The following is a 25145-nucleotide window of genomic DNA, read 5'->3' on the forward strand; positions in this document are numbered from 1 at the left end:
GTGGGGGTGGGGGGTGGGGGTTAGGCGGGGGTGGTGGGGGCGGTTAGGGCGGCGAGGGTGGCGGCGCGGAGTAGTTCGGCGCGACGGCGGCGGTCCACCTCGCCGCCGAGGAACGGCGTCGAGTTCATCAGGCCGAACGCGGCGTGGGCGAGCACCCGCGCCTCCCCGTCGGGCAGGTCGGGGTGCAGCGCGGTCAGCACCGTCACCCACTCCTCGACGTAGAGCCGCTGGAGCCGGCGGATGCGGCGGCGCGGCTCGTCGGGAAGCCGGTCCAGCTCGTGCAGGTGCAACGCGATGACGGCCGGATTGGCCAGGGCGAACTCGACGTGGAAGTCGATCAGCGACTCCAGCGCGGCACGCGGGTCGCCCGGGCGGCCGGCCGCCCGGTCCCGGCCGCCGTCGAGCAACCCTTCGCTGACCGGGATCAGCGCGGCGACCAGCATCGCCTCCTTGCCCGCGAAGTGGTGGTACAGGGCCGGACCGGTCACCCCCGCCGCGGCGCCGATGTCGTCCATCGACACTCCGTGGTAGCCGCGCGCGGCGAAGAGGCCGACCGCGATCTCCAGGATCTCGTCCCGGCGGGACCGCCGTCGACCCGTACCCGCCACGCCGTTCGCCCCGATCCGCGCCTGCTGTTCCACCGCCACCGGGCAAGCCTAGACCGCGTCCGCGCCGTGGTGGAGGCTCGGTTACCCACCGGTTGCCTCACACTTCGGCCCGTTCCGCCGCCACCCGGCCGCCCCGGGGTCAGGAGTCGGTGAGCCCGTGCTCCGCGCGGAGTTCGGCCGCCTCGGTGGAGCGGCCCAACTCGTCCAGGGTCCTCGCCAGCAGCCAGGCCGCCTGGCTGGCCGGTCGGGTGCCGGGTGGCAGGCCGCCCAGCACCTCCCGGAGCAGCCGTTCCGCCTCCACCGGACGGTCGGAGCGCAGCAGCAGCTCGCCGGTGAGCAGGTCCACCTGGGCGGCCTCGCCGAACGCCTCGATCGACCGCAGCCGCCCGGCCACCCCGTCCACCCGGTCCAGCGCGGCGAGCAGCCGCTCCTCACCGGTCAACACCCGGGCCACCGCCTCGGCGGCCAGCGCCCGCTCGTACGTCACCACGGGCTCCTCCGGCAGGCCGGTGAGCGCGGCGTCGGCCTGGTCCACCACGTCGATCAGGGCGGAGGCGGCCGGCAGGTCACCGGCCCAGAAGAGGGCGAGCAACTGCCGACGCCGAGCCCGCAGCTCGTCGAGCGGCAGCTCCGCCAGCCGGTACGCCGACGCCGCCGCGTCGAACCGCTGCGCGGCGACCGCGTCCCGGTCGGCCTGGTAGAGGATCCCGCCGGCCTCCTCCAGCACCTGCCCGCGGTGCGGGAGGTTGTCCGGACCGTCGAGGTAGTCGGCGAGCTGGTCGAGCAGCGCGAGCGCCGAGTCGATCTCGCCCAGCCCTTCGTACACCCCGGCCAGCAGGTGCCGGCACCGGTCGGCCTCGGCCTGCGCGCCGAGCCGGTCCAGCCCGATCACCGCCTCCTCGGCCACCTCGGCGGCCTCACCGAGCCGACCGGCCACCCGGTACGCGTTGGCCAGCTCCCAGCGCAGGAAGGCGTCGCCGTCCGCGCCCTGCTCCACGCAGAGGGTCACCGCCTCGGCGAGGTCGTCGATCGCCTCGGACGCCCGGTCGGCGCCGAGGAGCGCCCGCCCCCGGGCCACCCGGACGGGCAGCCGGGCGTCGGCCGGGGCCACCCGCAGCGCCTCGTCGCAGGCGGTCACCGCGTCCGCCGGGTCGTCCACCCAGCGGGCGTACGCCAGGCAGGCGAAGGTCAGCAGGTCGTTCGCGCCGACCTCCCGGGCGAGCCGGCGGGCCCGGTCGGCCGCCTCCCGCGCCTCCTCGCCACGCTCCAGCCGTTCGAGGACGTGCACCCGGTGCATCGCCACCCGGGTCGCCAGCCAGGGGTCGACGTCCGCCTCGGCGGTCGCCCGCTCGACCGCGGCCAGCGCCTCCGTCCAGCGTTCCCGGTGCACGTACGCCAGCGCGAGCCGGTCGTTGGCGGCGGCGCGCTCCCGCTGGTCGCCGTGCTCGTCGAGGTACCGGAGCGACTCGCGGACCAGCGCCAGTCCCTCCTCGGCGTCCTCGTCGGACATGCAGAGCAGCGCGCCGAGCCGCCCGGCCACCACCTGCGCGCGCAGCGGGTCGGGCACCTCCCGCCAGGCCGCGAGCGCCTGCCGGTTGGCCTCGACCGCCTCCGTCCGGGCGCCGCCGGTCGACTCGTACACCTCGGCCGCGTGCAGCTCCAGCCGGTGCGCGAGGACGGCCGCCGGCTGGTCGGTGCCGGCGAACCGCTCGTCGTACGCCCGCAGCGCCGCCCGCAGCCCGTCCTGCCGGTGGGTACGGACGCACTCCTCGGCGAGGGCCAGCAGTTCCTCGGCGCTCGCCGAGGCCGGCACCCGCACCGGCTCCACCGACGCCCCGCCGGCCGGGGCCGACGCGGCGGCGTCCGCCGGGCGGCGGCGCAGGCTGGCCGAGAGGGGCAGGTGCTCGCCCTCGGGTCGGGCCGCGAGCCGCCGCGCGATCCGCTCGGACTGGTACGACGTCCCGTTACGCGCGTCGAAGCGGGCGGCCAGCGCGGTCGCCGTGCCGGCCAACTCGTAGGCGAGCGCGCCGACCGGCACCTCGCCGGCCGGCCGGTCGCCGGAGGCCCGGCGGTGCACGGTCAGCTCGCCCGGCGCCTGCCGCAGCGCGGCGGACGCGGCGGCGGCGAAGTGCATCCCGGCGGCCGGGGTGGGTGCCCGGTCCAGCCAGTCCAGGTGCCGCTCGACCAGTTCCAGGGCGCGTGCCCCGTTGCCGGTCACCGTGCAGAACTCGACGTGGTCGGCGATGTCCCACAGGTCGGAGAGGTTGGCGCGCAGCCGCCGGTACGCCTCCCGGTGCGCGTCCCGCGCGGCGTCGCGCCGGCCGGTGCCCAGGTACGCCGGCAGCAGCGCGGTGAGGATCGCCTGCGGCTGCTCGTTGCAGGTCAGGCGCCCGGCGAGGACCGGCTCGGCCAGCGCCACCGCCTCGTCGGCCCGGCCCGACTCGGTGAGGTGCTGCACCTGGGTGGTGGGGTCACAGCCGGCGCAGTCGGAGAGCGCGTCCCGCGGCGTGGTCAGCCACCGCCGGTACCACTCGGTGGCCTCGTCGTGCGCGCCGACGTGCGCAGCGACCAGGTAGCGGTGCTTGTGGACGGCCTGGAGGGTGTGCCCGCTGTCGCGGTAGCGCCGTTCCATGTCGTCGAGCACGGCGTAGGTGCGGTCCAGCGGCAGCTCGGGGAACTTCAGCATGGCGTTGACCATGTACTTGAAGTGCCAGAGCAGCTGGTGGGTGAAGCGCTGGTGGTACGGCTGCGGGTCACGGTCGTACTCGGCCAGGCACCAGGAGAAGGTCACGAAGGACTTCGCCGGCTCGCCGCCGTAGACGTACGCGGTGGTGGCCTGCATCCGGACGGCGAAGGCGAGGTGGCGGTCGTCACCCGCGTCGGCCCGCCGCAGCAGCTGTTCCAGCGCGGCGACCTGCCCCGCGCCGTACGGCATGTTGTGGATCTCGTGCAGCACCCGCCACAGGTCGTCGTCGCTCACGTCTCACTCCGTCCGGGTACGGCCCGGCCGAGGAGGCCGAGGAAGGAACTGTTCAGCAGCGCGGCGTCGGCCGCGCGGATGGGGTGGTGCCCGAGCAGCAGCGCCTGCCCGTACAGCGCCTCGACGGCGAGGCCGACCAGCTCCGGGTCGGTCAGCGTGGTGACCCGGCGGACCAGCGGGTTGCGGTGGTTGAGCACCAGTTGCGGGCGGTCCGGCGGCGCGGTGGCGGCCAGCGCGTCGAGCACCCCGCCCCACAGCTCGTCGGCCTTGTCGCGGCTGGCCGCGAGCTGGTCGTTGAACGCCGCCGAACGGCTGACCAGGTAGAGCGCGGGCAACGACACCGGGTCGTACGCCCGGACCACCACCTCGCAGCCGAGCCGTTCCAGGGCCCGCTGCGCCCAGGTCAGGAACGGCCGCAGGGCCAGTTCGACCTGCGGGTCGAGGCTGTCGAAGCGGGTGGTCAGGTCGCTCGGTTCGAGCCGTTCGACGAGCACCGACCGGTCCACGGTGGGCAGTCGCTCGATCAGTTCGGTGTCGTACGTGTAGCCGCCGTTGACCACGGCCAGGTCCTGCGCGGCGGCGACGGCGGCGAGCTGGCGGAACTCGTCCAGGCCGGCGGCGTACCGGATCAGGCCGTGCCGTCGGCGGAACTCGGCGAGGGTGAGCGTGCCGACGTTGGTGTCCATCGGCCACCACTGGTCGACCAGACGGAGCATCTCGTCGTCGTGCAGGGCCAGCGCCTTGACCCCGAGGTGGTGGATCTGGAGGAACTCGGCGAGCCGGTGGGCGTCGTGCCGGGCGAGCCGGACCAGCCACCCGCGCACCTGGTCGCCGAGGGCGTCCCGGGTGGCGGCGAGCAGGGTGTCCTCGTAGAGCGACTCGCGGCTGGCGGTGGGGCGCAGCTCGGTGGCGTCCACCACGCAGCGGGCGAAGAACGCCCACTCCGGCAGCAGGCCGTCGGCGTGCTCGGTGAGCAGCATCCGCTTGAGGTGCACCCGGTGGCCGGCGCGGGCCGCCGGGTTCACGGGCGTGGGCAGGATGTAGGCCACCCCGGTCAGCCCGGCCTCGGGCACCGCCAGCGGCACCACGTCGAACGGGGTGAAGCCGAGGGTCTGCTGGGCGTACCGGATCAGGGCCGGGCGGTCGAGCGGCGCGCCGGGGCGGGTCGGCCAGGGCGGCGGGCCGGCGGTGGTGGGGGTGTCGCCGACCCGGACGTCGACCGGCAGCAGGCTGCCGTAGAGGCGGGCCAGCTCGGTGACGGTCGGCGTGCCGAACCACTGGTCGGCGTCGCGCCGGGGCACCAGGGTCACCGTGGTGCCCGGCTCGGGGCGCTGCTGGCCGGGCGGGGCCGGCGCGACCGCGTACCGGCCGTCGGACCAGCCGGTCCAGAGCACGGTGGGCCGGTCGCCGTGCCGGGTGACCACCCGGATCTCGTCGGCGACCAGGAAGCAGGAGAGCAGGCCGATGCCGAACTGACCGAGGAACTCGTGCCGGGAGAAGCCCAGCTCGTCGCGCTTGGAGCTGCGGCCGATGGTGGCCAGCAGCTCGTGCACCTGCGCCTCGGTGAGGCCGATGCCGGTGTCGTGCACCCGCAGCGTGCCGTCGCCGGTCAGCTCGGGCGGCTCGACCAGCACCCGGGCCGGCGCGTCCGGTTCGGCCGCGCGCCGGGCGGTGATCGCGTCGACGGCGTTCTGGAGCAACTCCCGGACGTAGACCCGGGGACTGCCGTAGAGATGATGACTGAGCAGGTCGACCACGCCACGCAGGTCGACCTGGAAGGTGCGGTCCACGCGATCTCCCCGGTCGGATTCCGGCGCTCACCGTACCGGCGGGGACCGACGCCGTCCGCCCCGTTTTGACCCTCGACCGGGTCGAGGGGGCAGGGTCCGTCGACATGACCACCCCCCGTCTCGGCCGTGACTACCGGCTGCTCTGGTCGGCCACCGTCTCGTCCCGGTTCGGCGACTCCCTGCGTACGCCGGCGCTGGCGCTGCTGGCCGCGACGTTGACCCGCGATCCCCGCGCGGTGGCCGTGGTGACTGTCGCGGGCCAGCTCCCGCCGCTGCTGTTCGGCCTGCTCGGCGGGGTGTACGCGGACCGCTGGGACCGCCGCCGGACGATGGCGGTGGTGGACGTCGTCCGGGCGGCCGTGGTGGGGGCGCTCGCGGTGGTGGTGGCGGTGGACCGGGCCGGCATCGCGGCGCTGGTGCTGACGGCGTTCCTGCTCGCCGCGCTCGGCGCCCTCTTCGACGCCGCCTCGTTCGCGCTGCTGCCCGCCCTGGTCGCCCCGGCCGCCCTGCCCTCGGCCAACGGCCGTCTCCAGGCCGGTACGGCAATCGCCGCCGGCTTCCTCGGCGCCCCGCTCGCCGGCCTCCTCTTCGCGATCTCCCCCGCCCTCCCCCTCACCATCGACGCCCTCACCTTCACCACCGCCGCCCTCCTCGTCCTCACCCTGCCCCCCACCCTCCCCACCCCACGCCCCACCCTTCCCAGCTCGCGATCTTGCAGTTGTGGTGGGTGCGAAACCACAGCAAAGCCATATAAGGCCCACCACAACTGCAAGATCGCCGGGACGGGCGGAAGCCACGCCGGGACGGGCGGAGGCCACGCCGGGGTGTGGGGGGAGAGCGTGGCGGGGGTGCGGTGGTTGCGGGGTGATCGGGTGATGTGGGGGATGGCGTTGGCGGGTGGGGGTGCGAACCTGGCGATCAGCGGGCTGATGGCCGTGCTGGTGCTCTACGCGCTGGACGTGCTGCTCGTGCCGGCGGCCGGGTACGGGCTGTTCCTGGCCGGGGTGGTGCTCGGCGGGCTGGCCGGGGCGCTGGGGGCGGGACGGCTGGCGGCCCGACTCGGCACGGTACGGGCGCTGCGCCTGGTGTTGGTGGCGCAGAGCGTCGCCCTGGCCGGGTTCGCGCTGCTGCGGCATCCGGTGGCTGCCGGGCTGACGCTGGCCGTCTTCGGCGCGGGCGGCACGGTGTGGAACAGCCTCTGGGCCGCGTACGGGCAGGGCCGGGTGCCGCCCGAACTGCTCGGCCGGGTCGGCGCGGCGCAGCGGATGGTCGCGCTGCTCACCGCCCCGGTCGGCGCGACGCTGGCCGGACTGGCGGGCGCGGCGTACGGGGTCGGACCGGTGGTCGTCGCCGTGTCGGTGGTCTTCGCGCTGGTCAGCCTCGCGGCGTGGCGGGGACTGCGACCGGCGGCTGCGGCACCGGTCGGCGTCCCGCCCACCAGCGCCGGGACAGCATCCCGGCCAGGGCCGCTCCGCTCGCGTTGAGCAGCACGTCGTCGACCGAGGTGACCCGGCCGAGGTCGAGCGCGTACTGCAACGACTCGACCAGCACGGAGCCGGCGGCCCCGAGCAGGAAGAGCCGGCCGAGGCCGGCGAGGGCGGCGGAGCGTACCGGGGCGAGGAAGCCCAGCGCGGCGAAGACCAGCAGGTTGCCGACGACCTGGACCACGACGGTGGCCGGAGGGCCGGCCTCGACCAGGTCGACGAGGTCGCGCACCGGGACGAGTTTGACCTCGCCGGGAGCGTCGCGCGGGGTCAGGATCATCCAGACCCACGGCAGCGTCCCGGCGACGATGCCGATCTCGGCGGCGCTGCGCCACCACGCCTCGTCGCGGGTGGACGCGTCCCGCCGGTGGCGGGCCAGCAGCGCGGTGAGCAGCACCGTCACCGGCACCGCGAGCAGCGTGGCGAGCAGCACGTCGCCCCAGTCCCGCCACACCTGCCCCATCGGGGCAGCCTAGCGGTGCCGGCGGGCCGGACCGGCGAGGCGCGTCACCGCCGGCGAGGATCGGCCACCTTCCCGGCGGGCCGGGGCCACCCGCCCGCCCCTCGACGGGACGGGAGGCTACCCCATCGGCAACACTCCTTACAACCCAATCAGGTTGACGCCGGTCAATATATTCCGCACATCGCGCATATCGAGAAAATTTATTGTCGTGAATATAAAGGCTAGGATTTTCCCAACGTCCAACGCCTCTCCAACGGGCCACGAGCCACCCTGAGGGGCCACCACAGTAGGAGGACCGGGAGATGACACTCCCTCGCACCCACCGGCGTACCCTCGCCGCGGTCAGCGTGCTCGCCGGCGCCGCCATGGTCACCGCCATGGCCGCCGCTCCGGCAACGGCGGCCGCCGCCACCGGCGAGATCCGGAGCGCCGGTGGCGCGACGGCCGTGGCCGACAGCTACATCGTGGTACTGAAGGACAGCGGTGTCGGCGGACGCGCCGGCACCCGACAGGCCGCGGTGCGAAGCACCGCCGGCAACCTGGCCGAGCGGTTCGGCGGCACCGTGGGTCACGTCTACGGCGACGCGCTCAACGGCTTCGAGGTGAAGCTCTCGGCACGGGCCGCGAAGCGCCTGGCGGCGCACCCGGCGGTCGACTACGTCGAGCAGAACCACGCCGTGTCGATCCAGGCCACCCAGACCAACCCGCCGTGGGGCCTGGACCGCATCGACCAGCCGTACCTGCCGTTGAATCAGAGCTACACCTGGAACAGCGACGGCACCGGCGTCACCGCGTACATCATCGACACCGGCATCCGGACCACCCACGTCGACTTCGGCGGCCAGGCCATCGACGGCTACGACGCGGTCGACGGCGCCCTGCCCGCGACCGACTGCAACGGACACGGCACCCACGTCGCCGGCACCGTCGGCGGCAACACCTACGGTGTCGCCAAGGACGTCCGGCTGATCGGCGTACGGGTGCTCAACTGCTCCGGCAGCGGCACCTGGGCGCAGGTCATCGCCGGCATCAACTGGGTGACCTCGAACCACCAGCCCGGCCAGCCGGCGGTGGCGAACATGAGCCTCGGCGGCAGCCGGAACAGCTCGCTCAACACCGCCGTCGCCAACTCCATCGCCGACGGCGTCACGTACGCGGTGGCCTCCGGCAACTCGAACGCCAACGCCTGCAACTTCTCGCCGGCCTCGGTCCCGACCGCACTGACCGTCAACGCGTCGCAGAGCAACGACGCGCGGGCCTCGTTCTCCAACTGGGGTAGCTGCACCGACCTCTTCGCCCCGGGCGTGGGCGTCCTGTCGGCCTGGCAGACCAGCGACACCGCCACCAACTCGATCAGCGGCACCTCGATGGCCGCCCCGCACGTGGCCGGCGCAGCCGCCCGGGTGCTGGAGGTCTACCCGTCCTGGAGCCCGGCCCAGGTGCACTCCTACATCGTCAACCAGGCCACCGTCGGCGTGATCACCAACCCGGGCACCGGGTCGCCGAACCGGCTGCTCCGCCTGGCGCCCACGTTCTGACCGGCACCGTCGCACCACCGGCCCCGAGGCGACCCGCCCCGGGGCCGGCCCCCTGTTGGTGAGGAGGAGAGATGACGACAGCACGCCTGCGGAGCCGGACGCTCGCACTCGCCCTGACGACCGCCCTGACCGCCGCCACGCTGTTCACCGGCGGCCAGGCCACCGCCGCCACCGCAACCGCCGCCGAGGGCACCGTCCGCCACGCCGGTGCCGCGGACGCCGTGCCGGGCAGCTACCTCGTCGTGCTGCACGACGACCGGGCCCACCGGGGCGTCGACGCCACAGTCGAGGTCAGCCGGCTCGCAGACCGGCTGAGGGCCCGCTACGGCGGAACCGTCGGCCACGTCTACGGCAGCGCCCTGACCGGATTCGAGGCACGACTCACCGAACGGGCCGCCCGCCGCCTCGCCGCCGATCCGGCGGTGGCCCACGTGGAGCAGAACCGGGTGCTCCCGTTGGTCGGCCCCGGCGTGCAGCTCGACCCGCCCTCCTGGGGACTGGACCGCATCGACCAGCGCCGCCTGCCGCTGGACAGGCGTTACGCCTACCCGAACACCGCGCACAACGTGCACGCGTACGTCGTCGACACCGGGATCCGGGGCACGCACGTGGACTTCGGCCTGCGGGTGACCGGCGGGGTGGACCTGGTCGACGGCGCGCTCCCGGCGGACGACTGCAACGGCCACGGCACGCATCTCGCCGGTACCGTCGGCGGCACCGCGCACGGAGTGGCCAAGGAGGTTCGGCTCCACCCGGTCCGGGTGCTCAACTGCACCGGCAGCGGCACCTACGCGACCGTGATCGCCGGGGTGGACTGGGTCACCCGGAACGCGCTCCGGCCGGCGGTGGCGCTGATGGCCCTCGGCGGCTCGGCCAGTTCGACCCTGGACGCGGCGGTGACCAACTCGATCGCCTCGGGCATCACCTACGCGGTGGCGGCGGGCAGTGCGAACGGCAACGCCTGCAACTATTCCCCGGCACGGGTGCCCGCGGCGCTGACCGCTGCCGGTACCACGTCCACCGATGCCCGGTCGACGAGCAACAACTACGGCAGTTGCCTGGACCTCTACGCCCCCGGCGGTGGCATCACCTCCACCTGGCACACCGGCAACACCGCGACCGCCACCCTCAGCGGCAGTTCGATGGCCGCCGCGCACGTGGCCGGGTGCGCCGCACTCGTGCTCTCGGCCAACCCGACGTGGTCTCCGGCCCAGGTGGCGAACCACCTGATCAGCCGGGCGACCGTCAACGTGGTCACCGGCGTGATCTCCGGGACGCCGAACCGGCTGCTCTACTGCGGTCCCTGACCTCGTCCGGCACCTGCGCGCGGCGGATCTGCGGCACCTGCCGGGCTCCGTGGGCGACACCTCGTCCGGGGTCGCCCACGGAGCCGCACCGGCCGGTCAGCCGGTGAGTCCGCCCGGCTGGTCACCCTTGACGACGGGGGCCCGGACCAGGTTGCCCCACTCGGTCCACGAGCCGTCGTAGTTACGCACCTGCGGGTAGCCCAGCAGGTGTCGCAGCACGAACCAGGTGTGGCTGGACCGCTCCCCGATCCGGCAGTACGCCACCACGTCGTCCGACGGGCTCAGCCCGAGCTGGTCGGCGTAGATGGCGCGCAGCTCGTCGGCGGACCTGAACGTGCCGTCGTCGTTCGCGGCGGACTTCCACGGCTTGCTCACCGCGCCCGGGATGTGCCCGCCGCGCAGCGCGCCCTCCTGCGGGTAGTCCGGCATGTGCAGCATCTCGCCGGTGTACTCACCCGGCGACCGCACGTCGACCAGCGGTCGGCCGGCGGCGATGTGCGCCATCACCTGCTCCCGGTACGCCCGGATCGGCGCGTCGTCGCGCTGCGGCACCGGGTACTCGGCGCGCGGGCGGGTCACCTTGTCCCGGGTCAGCTCACGTCCCTCGGCGACCCACTTCTGCCGGCCGCCGTCGAGCAGCCGCACGTCGGCGTGGCCGAACAGGGAGAAGACCCAGAGGGCGTACGCGGCCCACCAGTTGAAGTTGTCGCCGTAGAAGACGACCGTGTCGTCCCGGCCGATGCCCTTGGCGGCGCACAGCTCGGCGAAGCTGGCCGCGTCGAGGTAGTCCCGGGTGACCTGGTCGTTCAGCTCGGTGTGCCAGTCGACCTTGACGGCGCCCGGGATGTGACCGGTGTCGTAGAGCAGCACGTCCTCGTCGGACTCCACCACGACGAGGCCCTCGTCGCCCAGGTGTTCGGCCAGCCACTCCGTGGTGACCAGGCGCTGCGGGTCGGCGTACGACTTCAGGCGGGGGTTCGGATCGCTCGGCACAGGCATGATCCCCAAGGTACGCCGGATCGCGGCACGGCGGCCCGTCATCCCGAATCGGGCGTAGCGGCGCCGGCCACAGAGGATCGCGCTGATCAGGCGCGGCGGTGCACCAGCCGGCCGGCGACGACCGTGGCCAGGCAGGACCCGTCCCCGGCGAAGACGGCCAGGTCCGCGCGTCCGCCGGTGACCAGCACCGGTGGGCGCGCGGCGTCGAGCACCGCGACGTGGTTGCGGACGGCGGCGGCGTGCAGCTCCGGGTCGGCCACGTCCGCCGCCAGCACCGCGCCGACCCCGGCCCGGAACAGGGCGTGCACCCGCTCGCGCGGGCTGGGCGCGGGCGGCAACGGCCCGTCGTGCACCAGCGCCGGCCCGAGGATGCCGGCCCACCGCCGCACCCGCACCTGCGGGTACGCCTGCGTCAGCTCGTCCAGCGGGCCGACCGCCTCGATCCGGTCGCCGGTGACGAGGACGGCCAGGCCGGTCGCCGGCTCGTCGTCGGGGGTGCTCCGGACCAGGGTGGCCGCGTGGATGGTCCGCACGGTCAGTCCGTGATCGGGCTGAGCAGCGGACGCTTCGCGGTGACCGTGTCGCCGGACGAACGACCGGTCAGCCGCCGCTTGACCCACGGGGCGAGGTGCCGGCCGGCCCAGCGCAGGTCGGCGGCACGGGCGGCGAGCCAGGGCGTCGGGGCCGGGTTCTCGGGGACCAGCAGCCACTCCTCGTCGCAGCCGACGCCGAGCGCGGTCAGCACCTGCGCGGCGACCCGCCGGTGGCCGGCGGCCGACAGGTGCAGCCGGTCGGTGCTCCAGAGCATCGGGTTGAGGAAGGTGTCGTCGGCGTACAGGTCGACCAGGATCGCGCCGTGCCGCTCGGCGGTCTCCCCGACGGCCCGGTTGAGCAGCTCGATGCGCGGGGCTACCAGGCGCTGGCCGGGCAGCCGGGCCATCACGTCGGCGAACCGGAACAGGACCACGTCGGCACCGCCGGAGCGCAGCTCACCGACCACCTCGTCGAAGCGGCTGACCAGGGCGTTCGGGTCGAAGTTGCGGCGCAGCACGTCGTTGCCGCCGGCCGCGAAGCTGATCAGGTCGGGCTTCATGGCCAGGGCGGCGGGCACCTGCTCGGCCACCACGCCGGGAAAGAGGCGACCCCGGATCGCCAGGTTGGCGTACCCGAAGGTGGGGCCGGCTTCGGCGGCCAGCCGGGTCGCGACCAGATCGGCCCACCCGCGGTAGGTGCCGTCCGGGTAAGCGTCGTCCATGCCCTCGGTGAAGCTGTCCCCCACCGCCACGAAGCTGCGCCAGCGCACGCCGCCTCCCTCACTCGTTGCCTGCGGCGACCAGTCTGTCACCGGGCGGGTGCCGCGCGCTGCCACCCGGCGGCCGAACGTGGCGGAGGTCATCGATCGGCGACCGATCTCCGGTACGGACCCCAGGCGACGAACCGCTCGAACAGCTCACGCGGGGTCGGGCCGTCGTACGGGTTGAGCCGGAACAGGTCATGGCATGCCTCGTGGTACAGCCCGGACAGGTAGACGGCCAGGTCGACCGGCTTGTCGTCGTACTCGATCCGCAGCAGCAGCCGGGCCTCGGCGCACGGCCACGGCGACCCGCAGGCCCGGCACACCCACAGCGGCCGGATCGGCAGGTGCGGCCGCTGCCCCGGCGGGTAAGCGCGCGGCCGGTCCGGGAACGGGCCGAGGCGGGGCACCGGCAGGCTCACCAGCGGCCCCCGCCCGCGAGCCGGAGCGGATTGCGCATCGTCGACCTCCTCCAGACGTGGGAAGGGGCCGCCCCTGCACCGGGGGGATTCGCGGGCGGCCCCACCGCGACCGTTGCGTGGTCGCTGCGTGACAGTCTGCTGAGGACGGCACTACTGTCGGAAGGCATCGACGCCGCTCAGGGCGGGGCCGGGCCAGCCGTGGCGACCGGGTGGCGGTGCCGGGGAGACACCAGGGAAGTCGTGGAGGACGGGTGGAAGGTGAGCCGACCGCGGAGCTGATCCGCGCGCAACTCCGGCGGCTGCGGGTGAACGCCGAGCTGAGTCAGGAGGAGTTCGGGAAGCTGGTGCACTTCTCCGGCTCGCAGGTGTCGGCGGTCGAGCTGGGGCAACGGCCGCTCGACCGGTTCTTCCTCAAACGGGCCGACGAGGTGCTGGGGACGGGCGGACTGCTGACGTCCCTGCTCAAGCTGGCGGAACGGGACGGGCAACCGAGCTGGTTCCGCCCGTGGCTGGAAGCCGAACGCCAGGCGCAGCAAATGCGGTGCTATCAGCCCACGCTGATTCCGGGCCTGTTGCAGACCGAGAACTACGCCCGAGCCGTGATCCGCACCGACAACACCATCAGCGACCAAGAGGTCGAGAAGCGGCTCGCGGTCCGGATGGACCGCCAGTCGATCCTGACCGGCGACAACCCGCCCGTGTACGTGGCAGTCATCGAGGAAGCCGTCCTCCGTCGCGCCGAGGAAGGCTTCCACGGCCTCATGGCCGAGCAGATCACCCGCCTCATCGAGTGCAGTGAACGCCCGCACGTCAGCATCCACATCATCCCGACCGACGTGTCGATGCACGTCGGGCTGGTCGGCCCCTTCGCCCTGGCACGCGCGGGAGACGGCGGATGGGTCGGTCATCTCGAACACCAGCTCGGCGGCGTAGTGGTCGACACCGATGACGAGGTAGCTATCCTGCTGTCCAGATGGGAGAGCGTGCGTAGCGAGGCGCTGTCCCGCCGGCAGTCGACCGGGCTGATGAAGAAGGCGGTGACGTCATGGACCTGACCAGAGCCATCTGGCGCAAGTCCACCCGCAGCGGCACCCAGGGCGACTGCGTCGAGGTGGCCGACAACCTGCCCGGCGTCGTCGGCGTACGCGACAGCAAGGACCCCACCGGCCCCGTCCTCACCTTCACCCCCCGGGCCTGGCAGGCGTTCGTAGCCCACACCAAACGCCCCTGACCTCGTTCCACTCCGTTTGCGGCGTGTCGCGGTTTCCTGGGCCTCGGGACACCGCAACACGCCGCAAACGGAGTGGACGGGTGTGGTCGAGCCCTCAGGTCATCGACGATGCAGGTCGCCCTGCTCTCTTCTCACGCGCCGTCGCAGCCGGACGATCTGCACCAGCGCGTTAATCACCAGGATCATCGCCAGCAAGGGCAGCAGGTCGGTCGCCCAGTCCGGCTTCCGCCATTCCCCCGGCTCGAACGCCAGCGTCATGAGGAAGGCGAAGGTGACGACCACTCCGGCGACCTGCACCGTGGTGACCAACAGATAACGCAACGCTGACTGCATCGTGGCCCCCTGCCGTGCCCGGAGATCCCGTACGCCCATGAAACCTCACCGGTGAGCGTGGAGTGTCTCCCGGCGAACCTTCCCGCGAGAGTCACGGGGAGCAGGCAGTTGGGAGACAGCGAATGAGTGGCATGTCCCGAACGCGGCGCGGGCTGGGGTTGGCGGCCGTGTTGGCCGTCGCGGCCGGCGGCGTATGGGCGGTCGTGCCGTCCGCCTCCGCCGCCGACGCACCGAGGATCACCGCGGTGACCGGCGTTGCCGAGGGCGCGACGTTGAGCGGGACGGCGCGGATCGAGGCGCAGACCAGTGGCCAGGTCGACCGGGTCGAGTTCGCGCTGGCCGGGCCGAGCGCGGTGCGCTGGACGGAACGGCAGACGCCGTACCACTTCATGGGCAACACCGGTGCGACCGTGACGGGCTGGAACGCCGCTGAGGCGAAGGAGGGCGCCTACACCCTGGCCGTACGTGCCGTGGGCCAGGCGGGCGCGGCCGAGCGTACGGTGAAGTTCACCGTCCGGCACACCGCCACCGAACCCGACGACGACCAGCCGACCCCGCCCGCACCGAACCCGCCGGCACCGAGCCCGTCGGCGTCGGCCCCGGCACCCGGCAGCAACGCGGCCAACCCGTCGGTCAGCAACGGGGTGGCGACGTTCACCGCGAGCCGGACGATCGACAAGTTCACCGTGCCGAACTCCTGGTCGCAGATCGTCATCGACGCCGGGGTGACCCTGAAGGGCAACTTCGTCATTCCGGAGAACCGCACCGCGGCGCTGACCATCGCCGGGAAGAACGCGGAGACCTCCGTGGTGACCGGCAACGGCCCGCACACCAAGGACTTCACCCAGGCCGGTGTATCCACCGAGGCGAGCATCAAGCTGACGCTGCGCAACTACACCTCGCTCAATCCGCGCTTCTACCACATGCACGCCAAGAAGTCCCAGCTCCTCGTCTCCGGCATGCGCTACATCGACGACCGGGACGAGTACCACAACAACTCGGACGGGTTCAGCGGCGGCGCCAACTCCGTCATCGAGAACACCTTCATCGACACCTGGGACGACTCGGTGAAGCTCTACAACGGTGACCTGACCATCCGGAACACCACGATCCTGCACAACGGCAACGGCGCGCCGATCCAGATGGCCTGGGGTGACTACGGCCATGGCACCGCCACCATCGACGGGCTGACCGTCATCTCGAACTCGACCAAGCACTACAACCAGGGCGTCTTCTCCTGGGCGGGCGGCACCAAGGCGGACAGCCGGACCATCAAGATCGTCGGCAACGGGCTCACCCGCAAGGTCAACCCGGGCATGAAGGAAGGCCCGCTCTACGTGTTCAAGGACGGTGTGAAGAACAAGACCACCCGGATCGAGGGCGGCGTCTGTTCCGTGCTGCGCAGCACCGCGGCCAACACCGTCCAGGGCACGAACACCTCCGGCAACCAGGTGGTCGTGACCGGCTGCCGCTGACGCCCCTGCTCGTCGCAGCCCGGGCCTGCTCGACCGCCCGGCGACCTCCGTTTGCGGGATGTCGCGGTATCCGGAACTCGTGACACCACGACATCCCGCGAACGGGGGCGGTCAGGAGGGGAGGCGGTAGACGGAGACGTGGGAACGCGAGTCGGCGGTGAAGTCCGCGCCCGCCCAGTCCGCGTGCCGGCTTTCCAGCTCGAACCCGGCAAGCTGGGCCATCAGGTCCAGCTCGGCCGGCCAGACGTAGCGATGCGGGGTCCGGAACAGTCGGGCCTGCGTCCCCGCGTCGAAGTGGAAATGATGGGATACGACGTGCTGGCGTAGCACGTCGTAGGTGTCGAGGCCGATGTAACCCGGCTCGGAGTGCCAGACCGTTGCCTGGCGGCCCGGCGGAAGCTGGCGCAGCTCCGGCACCCACAGCTCGATCACGAAGCAACCACCAGGGGTGAGATGGTAGGCAGCGTTGCGGAAGCACTGGACCTGCGCGGCCTGGGTGAGCAGGTTGGCGATCGTGTTGTAGACCAGGTAGACCACCGCGTACTCGCCCGGTGCGGTGGCGGTGGCCATATCACCGGTGATCACCGGGATCGTCGCCTCGTCCACCTTCGTACGCAGTTGCTCGATCATCGCCGGTGACAGCTCGATGCCCGTGACGGGCACCCCCCGCGCGGCGAGCGAAACGGCCACCCGGCCGGTCCCGACGGCGAATTCGAGCGCCCGTCCGTCACCCGCGAGCGCGGCGAGGCGGTCCACGGCCGGGTCCACCACCTCGGGCGCGAACATGCCGGTGCCCGGGGTGTCGTAGCGGCGGGCGGTGTCGGCGTCCCAGACCTTGTCCTGCATACCGCCGACCATCGTCCTGAATGGTCGCCCTGTCGAACGAATTCGGGTCAGGCCGACACGATCTGCATGCCGCGCAGTTCCGCCGGCTCCGCCACCTCGCCGGCCTTCCGGCCGTCCCGCCCGACCACCAGCAGCGCGTGTCCGGCACCCGCGCGTACCCGCAGCACCGCCGAACCGTCCGGCCGGAAGAACACCTGCCGCAGCTCGCGACCTCCGGTCGGCAGCGACATCTCCCGTCCGTCCCGGGTCCAGAGCACCGCGTTGGCCGTGAGCAGCCGGCCGACATCGCCCGTCTGCTCGTCCGGGCGGGTCCGGGTCAGGGCGATCCGGGAGCCGTCCGGGGAGAGGCTGGCGACGTGCGCGCTGCGCCACACCGACGGCCCCGACAGGTGCGGCACCGGACGCGGGCGACGGCCGTCGGCCGAGTACAGGGTCACCCCGGTGGCGCTGTTCATGGCGACCGTCCGGCCGTCGGCGGACCAGAGCGCGTGGCATCCCTGCGGCTCGACGTCCCACCAGGTCACCGGCGCGCGACGCCCGACGGTGTCCAGCACCCCGTACCGGCCGGGATTGCCCAGCGGGTCGGCCTCCCGGAACAGCAGCCGCCGGGAGTCCGGGGACCAGGTCGGGGTCACGCAGTACGCGTCCACGTGCCGGGCCAGCGTGCGCCTGCGAGAGCCGTCCACGTCCGCGACGAAGAGGGTGGCCGCCCGCGCCGGGTCCACCCAGGCGACCCGGCGGCCGTCCGGGGAGACGCTGGCGTTGGCGAGCGCCGCGATCCGCGGCAGCACGGCCAGCGTCCGGGGTCGCTCCCCGGGCCGCCAGGACCGCAACCGGACCCGCTCCCGGCCGGCGACCTTCCCGTCGGGTACGTAGAAGAGCCGGCCGAGCGCCTTCGGCGGTCCGACCGGGGTGACGGCCGAAGTGGTCGCCCGGGGCGGGACAGTGGAGGGGACTGGTGGGGCAGGGGCCGGCGGAGGTGGGGCGGGGCTGCTCGCGGGCACCGGGCCCACGTCGGCGGTCGGCGTGGCGGCGGGTCGGCGTACCCCGGACAGGTCGGACAGGCTCACGGCCAGCACCAGCAGCGCCACCGTACCCGTCATCGCGTGCCGGCCCCGGCGGGGGCGTGCGGGACGGGCAGCCCGGTCGGTCAGCTCGATGGTCATGGTGTCGCCTCCGGGGTCGGACATGGTCGTCACCCCTCCTGACGGGTTCCACGGCCGGGAGGTTGCCGCCGACGGCGGCCACTGTCCGACATCTGCGCGCGGACCCGGGCTCGGGTCAGCCGACCACGGCGAGGATCTGCTGCTGTCTCAACGCCGGCGGCTCGACGACCTCGGTGATCCGACGCCCGTCGGCACCGATCAGCACGAGGTGGTTGGCGTCCGGTGCCTCGACCCGGGCCACCAGCGAGCCGTCGGCCCGGAAGTACGCCTGGAGCAGCTTCCGCCCGCCCAACGGCAGGTCGACGGCCTCGCCGGTCCGGGTGTCCAGCACCACGTTCGCGGCCAGGTCCCGGGCCGGATCCCCGGCGTCCTGTCCCGCGCCGATCCGCAGCAACGCGATCCAAGAGCCGCCTGGCGACAGGCTGGCCACGTCGTAGCTGTTCCAACCGGCACTCCCGCCCAGCCCCGGCACCTGGCGGACCCGTTCCCCGGCCGGACCCGCCAGCACCAACCCGCCGTCGGCGTCCGCGTACGCGAGGACCCGGCCGTCGGCCGACCAGACCGGATGACACCCGTCTCCCTGCACCCGGAGGTTCGCCACCTCGCCGGTCAGCAGGTCGACCAGGCCGCGCCGGACGCCGGCCCGGCCCTCGGACAGGGGCGGCAGACCCACACTGAGCGCGTCGACCGACGGCACCCAGGCCGGGCCCCAGCAGCCGGCCAGCACCCCGTCCCGGAGCTTGCGGCGGCCGATGCCGTCGACCCCGGCGACCCAGAGTTCGGCGTCCTGGACCCAGGCCACCCGGTCGCCGTCGGGTGAGACTGCCACGTCGGCACCCGACGCGGCACCGGGCAGTTCGATCAGCGGGACGGGGGCGGCTCCGGGTTGCCACGCCGTCAGCGCGGTGGGCGACTGCCCGCCCGACCCCGGGACGTAGAACACCCGACCGATCGGCACCGCGGAAGCGGTCGGGCGGGGCGTCGGTGCGGTGGAGTCGGCGGTGGCCCACGGGGTGCCGCCGGGCAGGGTCGGGGCCGGGCCGGCATCCGGACGGATGGCGACGGCGGTGCCGGTGGCCGCGCCGAGCAGCACCACCACGGCCGCCGAGTTGGCTACGGCCCGCCGGATGCCGAGCCGGCGGGACGTCCGCAGGGCACGGTCCCGCAGGTCGACCGGGGTGACCTCCTCGGCCAGGTCGGCCAGGTCGAGCCGGAGACGCTGGTCGTTCATCGGGCGCTTCCCTCCAGGACGTACAGCTCGGCGAGCTCGGGCGCGACGGCGCGCAACTTGGCCAGGGCCTTGGAGGTCTGGCTCTTGACGGTGCCGACGGTGACGCCGAGCAGCTCGGCGGCCTCGGCCTCACTGCGGTCCTCGAAGAAGCGCAGCACCAGTACGGCGCGCTGCTTCGTGGAGAGCCGGGCCAGCGCGCCCCGAAGGGTGATCCGCAGGCTGGTCTGGCTGGCGTGGTCGGTGACGTCGTGCCGGCGGGGCTCGGGCAGCTCGCTGGTCACCGACTCACGCACCCGGCGGCGTCGCCACCAGGAGACCTGGAGGTGGTACATGGTCTTTCGGGTGTACGCCTCGGCGTTGCCCGTGTCGTGCAGCCGGCCCCACGAGCGGTGGGTACGGGCCAGCGCCGACTGCACCAGGTCCTCGGCCAGGTGCTGGTCCCCGGTCAGCAGGTACGCCGAGCGCAGCAGCGCCGGCGTGCGGGCACGGACGAACGAGTCGAACTCACTCAGGAGGGGGTCCACACCGGGTCGGTCCTTTGCTGTTGGTCGTCGACGACCCTCCAGACGTCAGTCGAGGGCTGCGGGGTTGCCGCCGGACCGACGGTATCTGGACCGCCGTGGACCGAAACGGGTCGTCCCCCCGGCCGCAACGGTCGTACGCTGCGCGGATGTTGCTTCGTACGTCGACTGCGCTGCTGCGGACCCTGCGTGAGGACCCGGCGGACGCGGAGGTGCCGAGCCACCGGCTCCTCGTCCGCGCCGGCTACATCCGTCGCGCCGCGCCGGGCGGGTACACCTGGCTGCCGCTGGGCAAACTGGTGCTGGACCGGGTGACCGAGATCGTCCGGCGGGAGATGACCGCCATCGGTGACCAGGAGGTGCACTTCCCGGCGCTGCTGCCGGCGGAGCCGTACCGGACCAGCGGCCGGTGGACGGAGTACGGCGACGACATCTTCACCCTCGCCGACCGCAGGGGCGCGGAGCACCTGCTCGCCCCGACCCACGAGGAGATGGCCACCCTGCTGGTGAAGGACCTCTTCTCGTCGTACCGGGACTTCCCGGTGACCTTGTTCCAGATCCAGACGAAGTTCCGCGACGAGGCCCGTCCCCGGGCCGGCGTGCTGCGCGGGCGCGAGTTCCTGATGAAGGACGCCTACTCGTTCGACCTCGACGAGGCCGGACTCCAGGCGTCGTACGACCGGCACCGGGTCGCGTACCAGCGGGTCTTCGACCGGTTGGGGCTGGACTACACGGTGGTGCACGCCATGTCGGGCGCGATGGGCGGCTCGGCGTCGGAGGAGTTCCTGGCCGCCACGCCGGTCGGCGAGGACACCTTCGTCGGCTGCACCACCTGCGACTACGCGGCGAACACCGAGGCGGTGACGACCCGCGCGCCGACCGCCACCGACCCGGACGCGCGTCCGGCCACCGAGGTGCACGACACCCCGGAGACGCCGACCATCGCCTCCCTGGTCGAGCTGGCCAACACCCGCCGCCTCGCCGGCCGCGACGACTGGACCGCCACCGACACCCTGAAGAACGTGGTGCTGACCGTACGCCGGCCGGGCGCGGAGACGACCGAACTGCTGGTGGTCGGGCTGCCGGGCGACCGGGAGGTGGACCTCAAACGGATCGGGGCGGCCCTGCACCCGGCCACCGTGGCGGTCTTCGACGACTGGGACGCCCACCCGGAACTGGTCCGCGGCTACCTCGGTCCGCAGGTCCTCGGCAAGCTCGGCGTCCGTTACCTGGTCGACCCGCGGGTGGTCCCCGGCACCGCCTGGCTGACCGGGGCGAACGAGCCGGGCCGGCACGCCACGAACGTGGTCTGCGGCCGGGACTTCACCCCGGACGGCACGATCGAGGCGGCCGAGGTACGCCCCGGCGACCCCTGCCCGGCGTGCGCCGACGGCGAGCTGACCATGCGGCGAGGCATCGAGATCGGGCACATCTTCCAACTCGGCCGCCGGTTCACCGACGCCTTCGCGCTCGACGTGCTCGGCGCGCAGGGCAAGCCGGTCCGGCCCACCATGGGCTGCTACGGCATCGGGGTCTCCCGGGCGGTCGCCGCGATCGCCGAACAGCACCACGACGAACGTGGCCTGGTGTGGCCGGCGGCGGTCGCGCCGTGCGACGTACACCTGATCGCCGCCGGGAAGGGGCCGCAGCTCGACGCGGCGCTCGACCTGGGCGCACGCCTGGCCGACGCGGGCCTGCGGGTGCTGGTCGACGACCGGGTGAACGTCTCCGCCGGGGTGAAGTTCACCGACGCCGAACTGATCGGCATCCCGCGCGCCGTCGTGGTCGGCCGCCGACTCGCCGACGGGTACGTCGAACTGCGTGACCGGGCCACCGGCGAGCGGGTGGACCTGCCGCTCGACGGGCTCGTCGAACGGCTGGTGGCGGAGGTGCGCGCGGCGCTGCGCGGCGGGGTGTAGCAATCGCGCCACGGGGTACCGCAGCAGGATCGACCGAGGTGTTGTGGAGGCTCTCATGTATCGGGTCAGCGACGTGATGACGAAGCAGGTGGTCTACCTGCCGGCGGAGACACCCCTGGACGAGGCGGCCAGGGTGATGAAGGAGGCGGACATCGGCGACGTGGTGGTCACCGACGGCGCCACCCTCGCCGGCATGCTGACCGACCGCGACATCGTCGTACGCGCGGTGGCCGAGCGGAGCGACCCGGGCACCACCACCATCGGCTCGATCATCACCCGCGAGGTGGTGATGATCGAGCAGCACTGCACCGCCGCCGAGGCCGCCTCGCTGATGCGGGAGCGCAACATCCGTCGGGTGCTGGTCTGCGACAACGACCGCAAGCTGGTCGGCATCGTCTCCCTGGGCGACCTGGCCATGCAGCTCGATCCCACCTCGGCCCTCGCCGACATCAGCGAGGCGTCCCCGAGCGCCTGAGACCTGCGCCGCCCCCGCCCGTCCGGCGGGACCACGACAACGGCCCGGCACCCCTCCTCGGTGGGGTGCCGGGCCGACTCGTGCGCGTGCTCCGCCGCGCGTCCGGGGCGGTGGCGGGCGTCGGTGGTGGGCGGACCGGCCGGTCGGTGGCGGGGTGGACCGGTCGGCGTGCCGTGCGGGCGGCGGTAGCCTGGCGGGATGCCCGAGATGCCGACCAAGCTGGCCGAGATCGTCGAGGAGTTCGCCGCCGCGCCGAAGGACCTGGTGCTCGAACTGCTGCTCGAGTACGCCGACGTCATCCCGCCGCTGCCGGCCGGGACGGACCGCGACGACCTGGAGCAGGTTCCGGAGTGCCAGACCGCCTTCTTCCTCCGGGCGACCGTCGAGCCCGACCGCACGGTGAGCACGGTCTTCGACTGCCCGCCGGAGGCGCCGACCACCCGCGCCTTCGCCGGCATCCTCGCCGAAGGACTGGCCGGGGCGAGCGCCGACGAGGTGCTGGCCGTGCCGGACGACCTCTACCAGCGGATGGGGCTGGCCCAGGCGATCAGCCCGCTGCGCGTACGGGGTGGCACCGCGATCCTCGCCCGACTCAAGCGCCAGGTCCGGGAACAAGCGTCCTGAGCTGGGCGTTCACCTCGATCATGGAGATCGAGATCTACGCCGACGTGGTCTGCCCCTGGTGCTGGATCGGCAAGCGCCGGCTGGAGCAGGCGCTGGAGTCGTACGACGGCGACGTGACCGTCACGTACCGGCCGTTCCAGCTCGACCCGACGCCGGTCACCGAGCCGCGTCCGCTGGTCGACGCGCTGGCCGACAAGTTCGGCGGCCGGGAGCGGGCCGAGGCGATGGCCGCCCAGGTGACGCAGGTCGCGGCCGGCGTGGGGCTGGAGATGCGCTTCGACCGCGCGGTGCAGGCCAACACGTTCGAGGCGCACCGCCTGGTCCGGTTCGCCGCCGAGCGCGGCCGGTCCGAGGAGGTCGTCGAGGCGCTCTACCGGGCGCACTTCACCGACGGTGTCGACGTCGCCTCGCGCGACGCCCTGGTCGCGCTCGCCGTCTCCGTCGGCCTCGACGAGACCGAGACCCGGGAGCACCTGGAGTCGAACCTCGGCCGGCGCGAGGTCGCCGCCGACCTGACCGCCGCCCACCAGCTCGGCGTGCGCAGCGTGCCGACCTTCGTGCTGGCCGGCCGGTACGCGGTGACCGGCGCGCAGGAGCCGGAGACGCTGCTCGCCGCGCTCCAGGAGGTGGACCGCCGCGAGGCGGCCTGACACCCCAGCGGTAAGGACCGGCGTCGGGACTGTTTCACATGAAACGGGATCGACGCCGGTGAGTCACTGGGCCGACCTGGCCAGCCCTTCGATCACCGTCGCACCGGGCAGGGCGCCGAGCGCCGGCCCCGGGATCGCGATCTTGCTGTGCCGTACGCCGGATCCGACGATCACGTGCGGGGCGGCGATCACCCGGGAGTCCACCAGGATCGACCAGGACTCCGGCAGCCCGATCGGGGTGATCCCGCCGTACTCCATCCCGGTCAGCTCGACCGCGTCGTCCATCGACGCGAAGCTCGCCTTGCGGACACCCAGCGTCCTGCGGACGACGCCGTTGACGTCGGCCCTGGTGGTGGCCAGCACGACGCAGGCGGCGTAGCGGATCTCGCCCTCCCGCCTGCCGGCGACCACCACACAGTTGGCCGACACCTCCAACCCCACCTCGTACGCCGCGCAGAAGGCGGCCGTGTCGGCGAGGCCGGCGTCGATCGGGGCGACCAGCACGTCGTCCACGTCGATCGGCGCGTCGGCGGGCCACTGCTCCAACGCGGCGGCGACCGGAGACGCCAGCAGGTCGAGGCGGGCCCGGGCAGGTTCGGTCTTCAGCGTCCCCATCACGGCTGCGATCCTCGCACCCGTCGCCCCGATCCGCCCGTCGGACCACGCCCACGGGCGACGTGGACGGTCGACGCGGACAGCGACCCGACAGCGGGGGGTGGCCCGACGGTCGGCGGTGGCGGTGGCGCGGTCAGTTCCCGCCGAGGAAGGCGTTCTGGCGCATGAAGGCGGCGTCGTCGGCGGAGGAACTCTGCGCGCTGCGGAGCACCTGCGGGCGGCGCGCCTCCAGGTCCTCCATGCCGTGCCGGACGGCGAGCCGGATCACTCCGTAGAGGAAGACGAAGCCGAAGACGTACAGGATCACGGTGGCGACGAGGGTGAACATGGCGTCACGGTAGGACGGACGTGAACGAGTGGAGCCCTCATCTTGCGCCGGTTCGCCCGTACGTGTCATCCAGGTGGTCCGCCCAGGTGCGCGTGCCGGTCGGGGTGGCGGTGGTGGTGAGACCGCCGTCCCGCAGCGCCCGGCCGAGCCGGCCGGGGAACCGGACCGGCAGCAGCGGACGGTGCGAGCCGCGCGCCGACTGCCAGGCGCGTACCACCTCGTCGAAGCGGAGCACCTGCGGACCGGCGTACTCCTCGATACCGTTCAACGGGCCGGCGGTGAGCCGTTCGGCGAGCCGGCCGGCGACCTCGCGCTGGTCGACGGGCTGGGCGAGGACCGCCGGGTCACCGATCACCGGGCCGAGCCGGCTCGACACCCGCAGCAACCCGTCCAGGAACGGCGGGAACTGGGTGGCCCGCAGCACCGTCCACGGCACCGGCCCGGCGCCCACCACCCGCTCCGCCGCCAGCTTGTGCCGGTAGTAGGGCAGCGGAACCCGGTCGACGCCGACGATCGAGACGTACACCAGGTGACCGACGCCGGCCCGGCCGGCGGCGAGCGCCAGCCGGCGGGTGCCGAGCACATCCACCCGGTGGGTGTGCCGGCTGTTCGGCAGCGACGCCAGGTGCAGCACGGCGTCCGTGCCGGCCACCGCCTCGTCCAGCCCGGCCCCGCTGGCCAGGTCCATCACCGCCCAGTCCGCTCCCGGGTCGTGCCGGGGACGCCGGCTCGTCGCCCGCACGTCGAACCCGTCGGCGCGCAGCCGGGGCAGCACCGCCCGCCCCAGCGTGCCGCCCGCTCCGGTGACCAGAACCTTCATCTCGGCTCCTCCCTGTCGCCGTGTCG

26 protein-coding genes are annotated in these 25145 nt (G+C 73.3%); 10 read left to right on the plus strand and 16 right to left on the minus strand.

Features of this window, described 5'->3' with window-relative positions:
- Positions 1 to 20: 20 nt before the first annotated feature.
- The 3 genes from ACPFP2_RS04370 to ACPFP2_RS04380 form a co-directional block, all read right to left on the minus strand.
- On the minus strand, positions 21 to 647 hold the full coding sequence (locus tag ACPFP2_RS04370) for a TetR/AcrR family transcriptional regulator (RefSeq protein ID WP_424086338.1): 627 nt from the start codon (positions 645 to 647) through the stop codon (positions 21 to 23).
- Between the two features lie 100 nt (positions 648 to 747).
- Positions 748 to 3588: a hypothetical protein gene (locus ACPFP2_RS04375; RefSeq protein WP_424086340.1), complete on the minus strand. Its 2841-nt coding sequence runs from the start codon at positions 3586 to 3588 to the stop codon at positions 748 to 750.
- Complete coding sequence (locus tag ACPFP2_RS04380; protein ID WP_424086342.1) at positions 3585 to 5378, minus strand: HSP90 family protein; 1794 nt, start codon at positions 5376 to 5378, stop codon at positions 3585 to 3587. The genes ACPFP2_RS04375 and ACPFP2_RS04380 overlap by 4 nt, the downstream gene beginning before the upstream one ends.
- Before the next feature lie 104 nt (positions 5379 to 5482).
- Between ACPFP2_RS04380 and ACPFP2_RS04385 the strand changes: the two genes are divergently transcribed.
- Positions 5483 to 6862: an MFS transporter gene (locus ACPFP2_RS04385; RefSeq protein ID WP_424086344.1), complete on the plus strand. Its 1380-nt coding sequence runs from the start codon at positions 5483 to 5485 to the stop codon at positions 6860 to 6862.
- Here ACPFP2_RS04385 and ACPFP2_RS04390 read toward each other — a convergent pair.
- Complete coding sequence (locus ACPFP2_RS04390; RefSeq protein ID WP_424086346.1) at positions 6753 to 7325, minus strand: VanZ family protein; 573 nt, start codon at positions 7323 to 7325, stop codon at positions 6753 to 6755. The two genes, ACPFP2_RS04385 and ACPFP2_RS04390, sit on opposite strands and share 110 nt — an antisense overlap.
- 302 nt (positions 7326 to 7627) lie before the next feature.
- On the opposite strand from ACPFP2_RS04390, the gene ACPFP2_RS04395 reads away from it, so the two are divergent.
- Together ACPFP2_RS04395 and ACPFP2_RS04400 are read left to right on the plus strand one after the other, a co-directional pair.
- Positions 7628 to 8863, plus strand: coding sequence for a S8 family peptidase (locus ACPFP2_RS04395; RefSeq protein WP_424086348.1), 1236 nt, complete (start codon positions 7628 to 7630; stop codon positions 8861 to 8863).
- A 71-nt stretch (positions 8864 to 8934) separates the two neighbouring features.
- Positions 8935 to 10170, plus strand: coding sequence for a S8 family peptidase (locus ACPFP2_RS04400; protein ID WP_424086350.1), 1236 nt, complete (start codon positions 8935 to 8937; stop codon positions 10168 to 10170).
- Between the two features lie 96 nt (positions 10171 to 10266).
- On the opposite strand, the gene ACPFP2_RS04405 is transcribed toward ACPFP2_RS04400, so the two are convergent.
- The 4 genes from ACPFP2_RS04405 to ACPFP2_RS04420 form a co-directional block, all read right to left on the minus strand.
- On the minus strand, positions 10267 to 11169 hold the full coding sequence (locus tag ACPFP2_RS04405) for a sulfurtransferase (protein ID WP_424086352.1): 903 nt from the start codon (positions 11167 to 11169) through the stop codon (positions 10267 to 10269).
- Between the two features lie 86 nt (positions 11170 to 11255).
- Complete coding sequence (locus tag ACPFP2_RS04410) at positions 11256 to 11702, minus strand: imidazolonepropionase-like domain-containing protein (RefSeq protein ID WP_424086353.1); 447 nt, start codon at positions 11700 to 11702, stop codon at positions 11256 to 11258.
- Between the two features lie 2 nt (positions 11703 to 11704).
- On the minus strand, positions 11705 to 12472 hold the full coding sequence (locus ACPFP2_RS04415; RefSeq protein WP_424086355.1) for an SGNH/GDSL hydrolase family protein: 768 nt from the start codon (positions 12470 to 12472) through the stop codon (positions 11705 to 11707).
- Between the two features lie 89 nt (positions 12473 to 12561).
- Complete coding sequence (locus tag ACPFP2_RS04420; RefSeq protein WP_424086357.1) at positions 12562 to 12885, minus strand: hypothetical protein; 324 nt, start codon at positions 12883 to 12885, stop codon at positions 12562 to 12564.
- 251 nt (positions 12886 to 13136) lie between these two features.
- Here ACPFP2_RS04420 and ACPFP2_RS04425 point away from each other — a divergent pair, with 251 nt between their 5' ends.
- Positions 13137 to 13940, plus strand: coding sequence for a helix-turn-helix domain-containing protein (locus tag ACPFP2_RS04425; RefSeq protein ID WP_424086359.1), 804 nt, complete (start codon positions 13137 to 13139; stop codon positions 13938 to 13940).
- Positions 13931 to 14116 (plus strand): DUF397 domain-containing protein, encoded by a 186-nt coding sequence (locus ACPFP2_RS04430; RefSeq protein ID WP_424086361.1) that lies wholly within the window; start codon positions 13931 to 13933, stop codon positions 14114 to 14116. The genes ACPFP2_RS04425 and ACPFP2_RS04430 overlap by 10 nt, the downstream gene beginning before the upstream one ends.
- A 99-nt stretch (positions 14117 to 14215) precedes the next feature.
- Here the strand turns inward: ACPFP2_RS04430 and ACPFP2_RS04435 are convergent, their stop codons facing one another.
- Positions 14216 to 14449 carry a hypothetical protein gene (locus ACPFP2_RS04435; protein WP_424086362.1) on the minus strand — a complete coding sequence of 78 codons (234 nt, stop codon included), beginning with the start codon at positions 14447 to 14449 and terminating at the stop codon, positions 14216 to 14218.
- Between the two features lie 131 nt (positions 14450 to 14580).
- Between ACPFP2_RS04435 and ACPFP2_RS04440 the strand changes: the two genes are divergently transcribed.
- Positions 14581 to 15924: a hypothetical protein gene (locus ACPFP2_RS04440; RefSeq protein ID WP_424086364.1), complete on the plus strand. Its 1344-nt coding sequence runs from the start codon at positions 14581 to 14583 to the stop codon at positions 15922 to 15924.
- 111 nt (positions 15925 to 16035) lie between these two features.
- On the opposite strand, the gene ACPFP2_RS04445 is transcribed toward ACPFP2_RS04440, so the two are convergent.
- From ACPFP2_RS04445 to ACPFP2_RS04460, 4 genes are all read right to left on the minus strand, one after another.
- Positions 16036 to 16782 carry a class I SAM-dependent DNA methyltransferase gene (locus ACPFP2_RS04445; RefSeq protein ID WP_424086366.1) on the minus strand — a complete coding sequence of 249 codons (747 nt, stop codon included), beginning with the start codon at positions 16780 to 16782 and terminating at the stop codon, positions 16036 to 16038.
- Positions 16783 to 16817: 35 nt separating this feature from the next.
- Entirely contained in the window at positions 16818 to 17960 is a 1143-nt protein-coding gene (locus tag ACPFP2_RS04450) for a TolB family protein (RefSeq protein WP_424086368.1), read from the minus strand.
- Positions 17961 to 18051: 91 nt separating this feature from the next.
- The gene (locus ACPFP2_RS04455) at positions 18052 to 19167 is read right to left on the minus strand and encodes a hypothetical protein (RefSeq protein ID WP_424086370.1); all 1116 of its coding nucleotides are present in this window, start codon (positions 19165 to 19167) and stop codon (positions 18052 to 18054) included.
- Complete coding sequence (locus tag ACPFP2_RS04460) at positions 19164 to 19691, minus strand: SigE family RNA polymerase sigma factor (protein ID WP_424086372.1); 528 nt, start codon at positions 19689 to 19691, stop codon at positions 19164 to 19166. The genes ACPFP2_RS04455 and ACPFP2_RS04460 overlap by 4 nt, the downstream gene beginning before the upstream one ends.
- A 146-nt stretch (positions 19692 to 19837) precedes the next feature.
- Here ACPFP2_RS04460 and ACPFP2_RS04465 point away from each other — a divergent pair, with 146 nt between their 5' ends.
- From ACPFP2_RS04465 to ACPFP2_RS04480, 4 genes are all read left to right on the plus strand, one after another.
- Complete coding sequence (locus tag ACPFP2_RS04465) at positions 19838 to 21607, plus strand: proline--tRNA ligase (protein WP_424086374.1); 1770 nt, start codon at positions 19838 to 19840, stop codon at positions 21605 to 21607.
- 55 nt (positions 21608 to 21662) lie between these two features.
- Positions 21663 to 22082 (plus strand): CBS domain-containing protein, encoded by a 420-nt coding sequence (locus ACPFP2_RS04470; RefSeq protein WP_091294023.1) that lies wholly within the window; start codon positions 21663 to 21665, stop codon positions 22080 to 22082.
- A 198-nt stretch (positions 22083 to 22280) separates the two neighbouring features.
- Positions 22281 to 22706, plus strand: a complete 426-nt coding sequence (locus ACPFP2_RS04475) for a SufE family protein (RefSeq protein ID WP_424086377.1) — start codon at positions 22281 to 22283, stop codon at positions 22704 to 22706.
- Positions 22707 to 22726: 20 nt separating this feature from the next.
- Positions 22727 to 23356: a DsbA family oxidoreductase gene (locus tag ACPFP2_RS04480; RefSeq protein ID WP_424086379.1), complete on the plus strand. Its 630-nt coding sequence runs from the start codon at positions 22727 to 22729 to the stop codon at positions 23354 to 23356.
- 63 nt (positions 23357 to 23419) lie between these two features.
- On the opposite strand, the gene ACPFP2_RS04485 is transcribed toward ACPFP2_RS04480, so the two are convergent.
- The 3 genes from ACPFP2_RS04485 to ACPFP2_RS04495 form a co-directional block, all read right to left on the minus strand.
- The gene (locus tag ACPFP2_RS04485) at positions 23420 to 23971 is read right to left on the minus strand and encodes a YbaK/EbsC family protein (protein ID WP_424086381.1); all 552 of its coding nucleotides are present in this window, start codon (positions 23969 to 23971) and stop codon (positions 23420 to 23422) included.
- A gap of 133 nt (positions 23972 to 24104) precedes the next feature.
- Positions 24105 to 24299 (minus strand): hypothetical protein, encoded by a 195-nt coding sequence (locus ACPFP2_RS04490; protein ID WP_424086383.1) that lies wholly within the window; start codon positions 24297 to 24299, stop codon positions 24105 to 24107.
- Between the two features lie 37 nt (positions 24300 to 24336).
- Entirely contained in the window at positions 24337 to 25119 is a 783-nt protein-coding gene (locus tag ACPFP2_RS04495) for an SDR family oxidoreductase (protein ID WP_424086385.1), read from the minus strand.
- Positions 25120 to 25145: the final 26 nt, after the last annotated feature.

The sequence above is a fragment of the Micromonospora citrea genome (assembly GCF_049629545.1).
Taxonomy (GTDB): domain Bacteria; phylum Actinomycetota; class Actinomycetes; order Mycobacteriales; family Micromonosporaceae; genus Micromonospora; species Micromonospora citrea_A.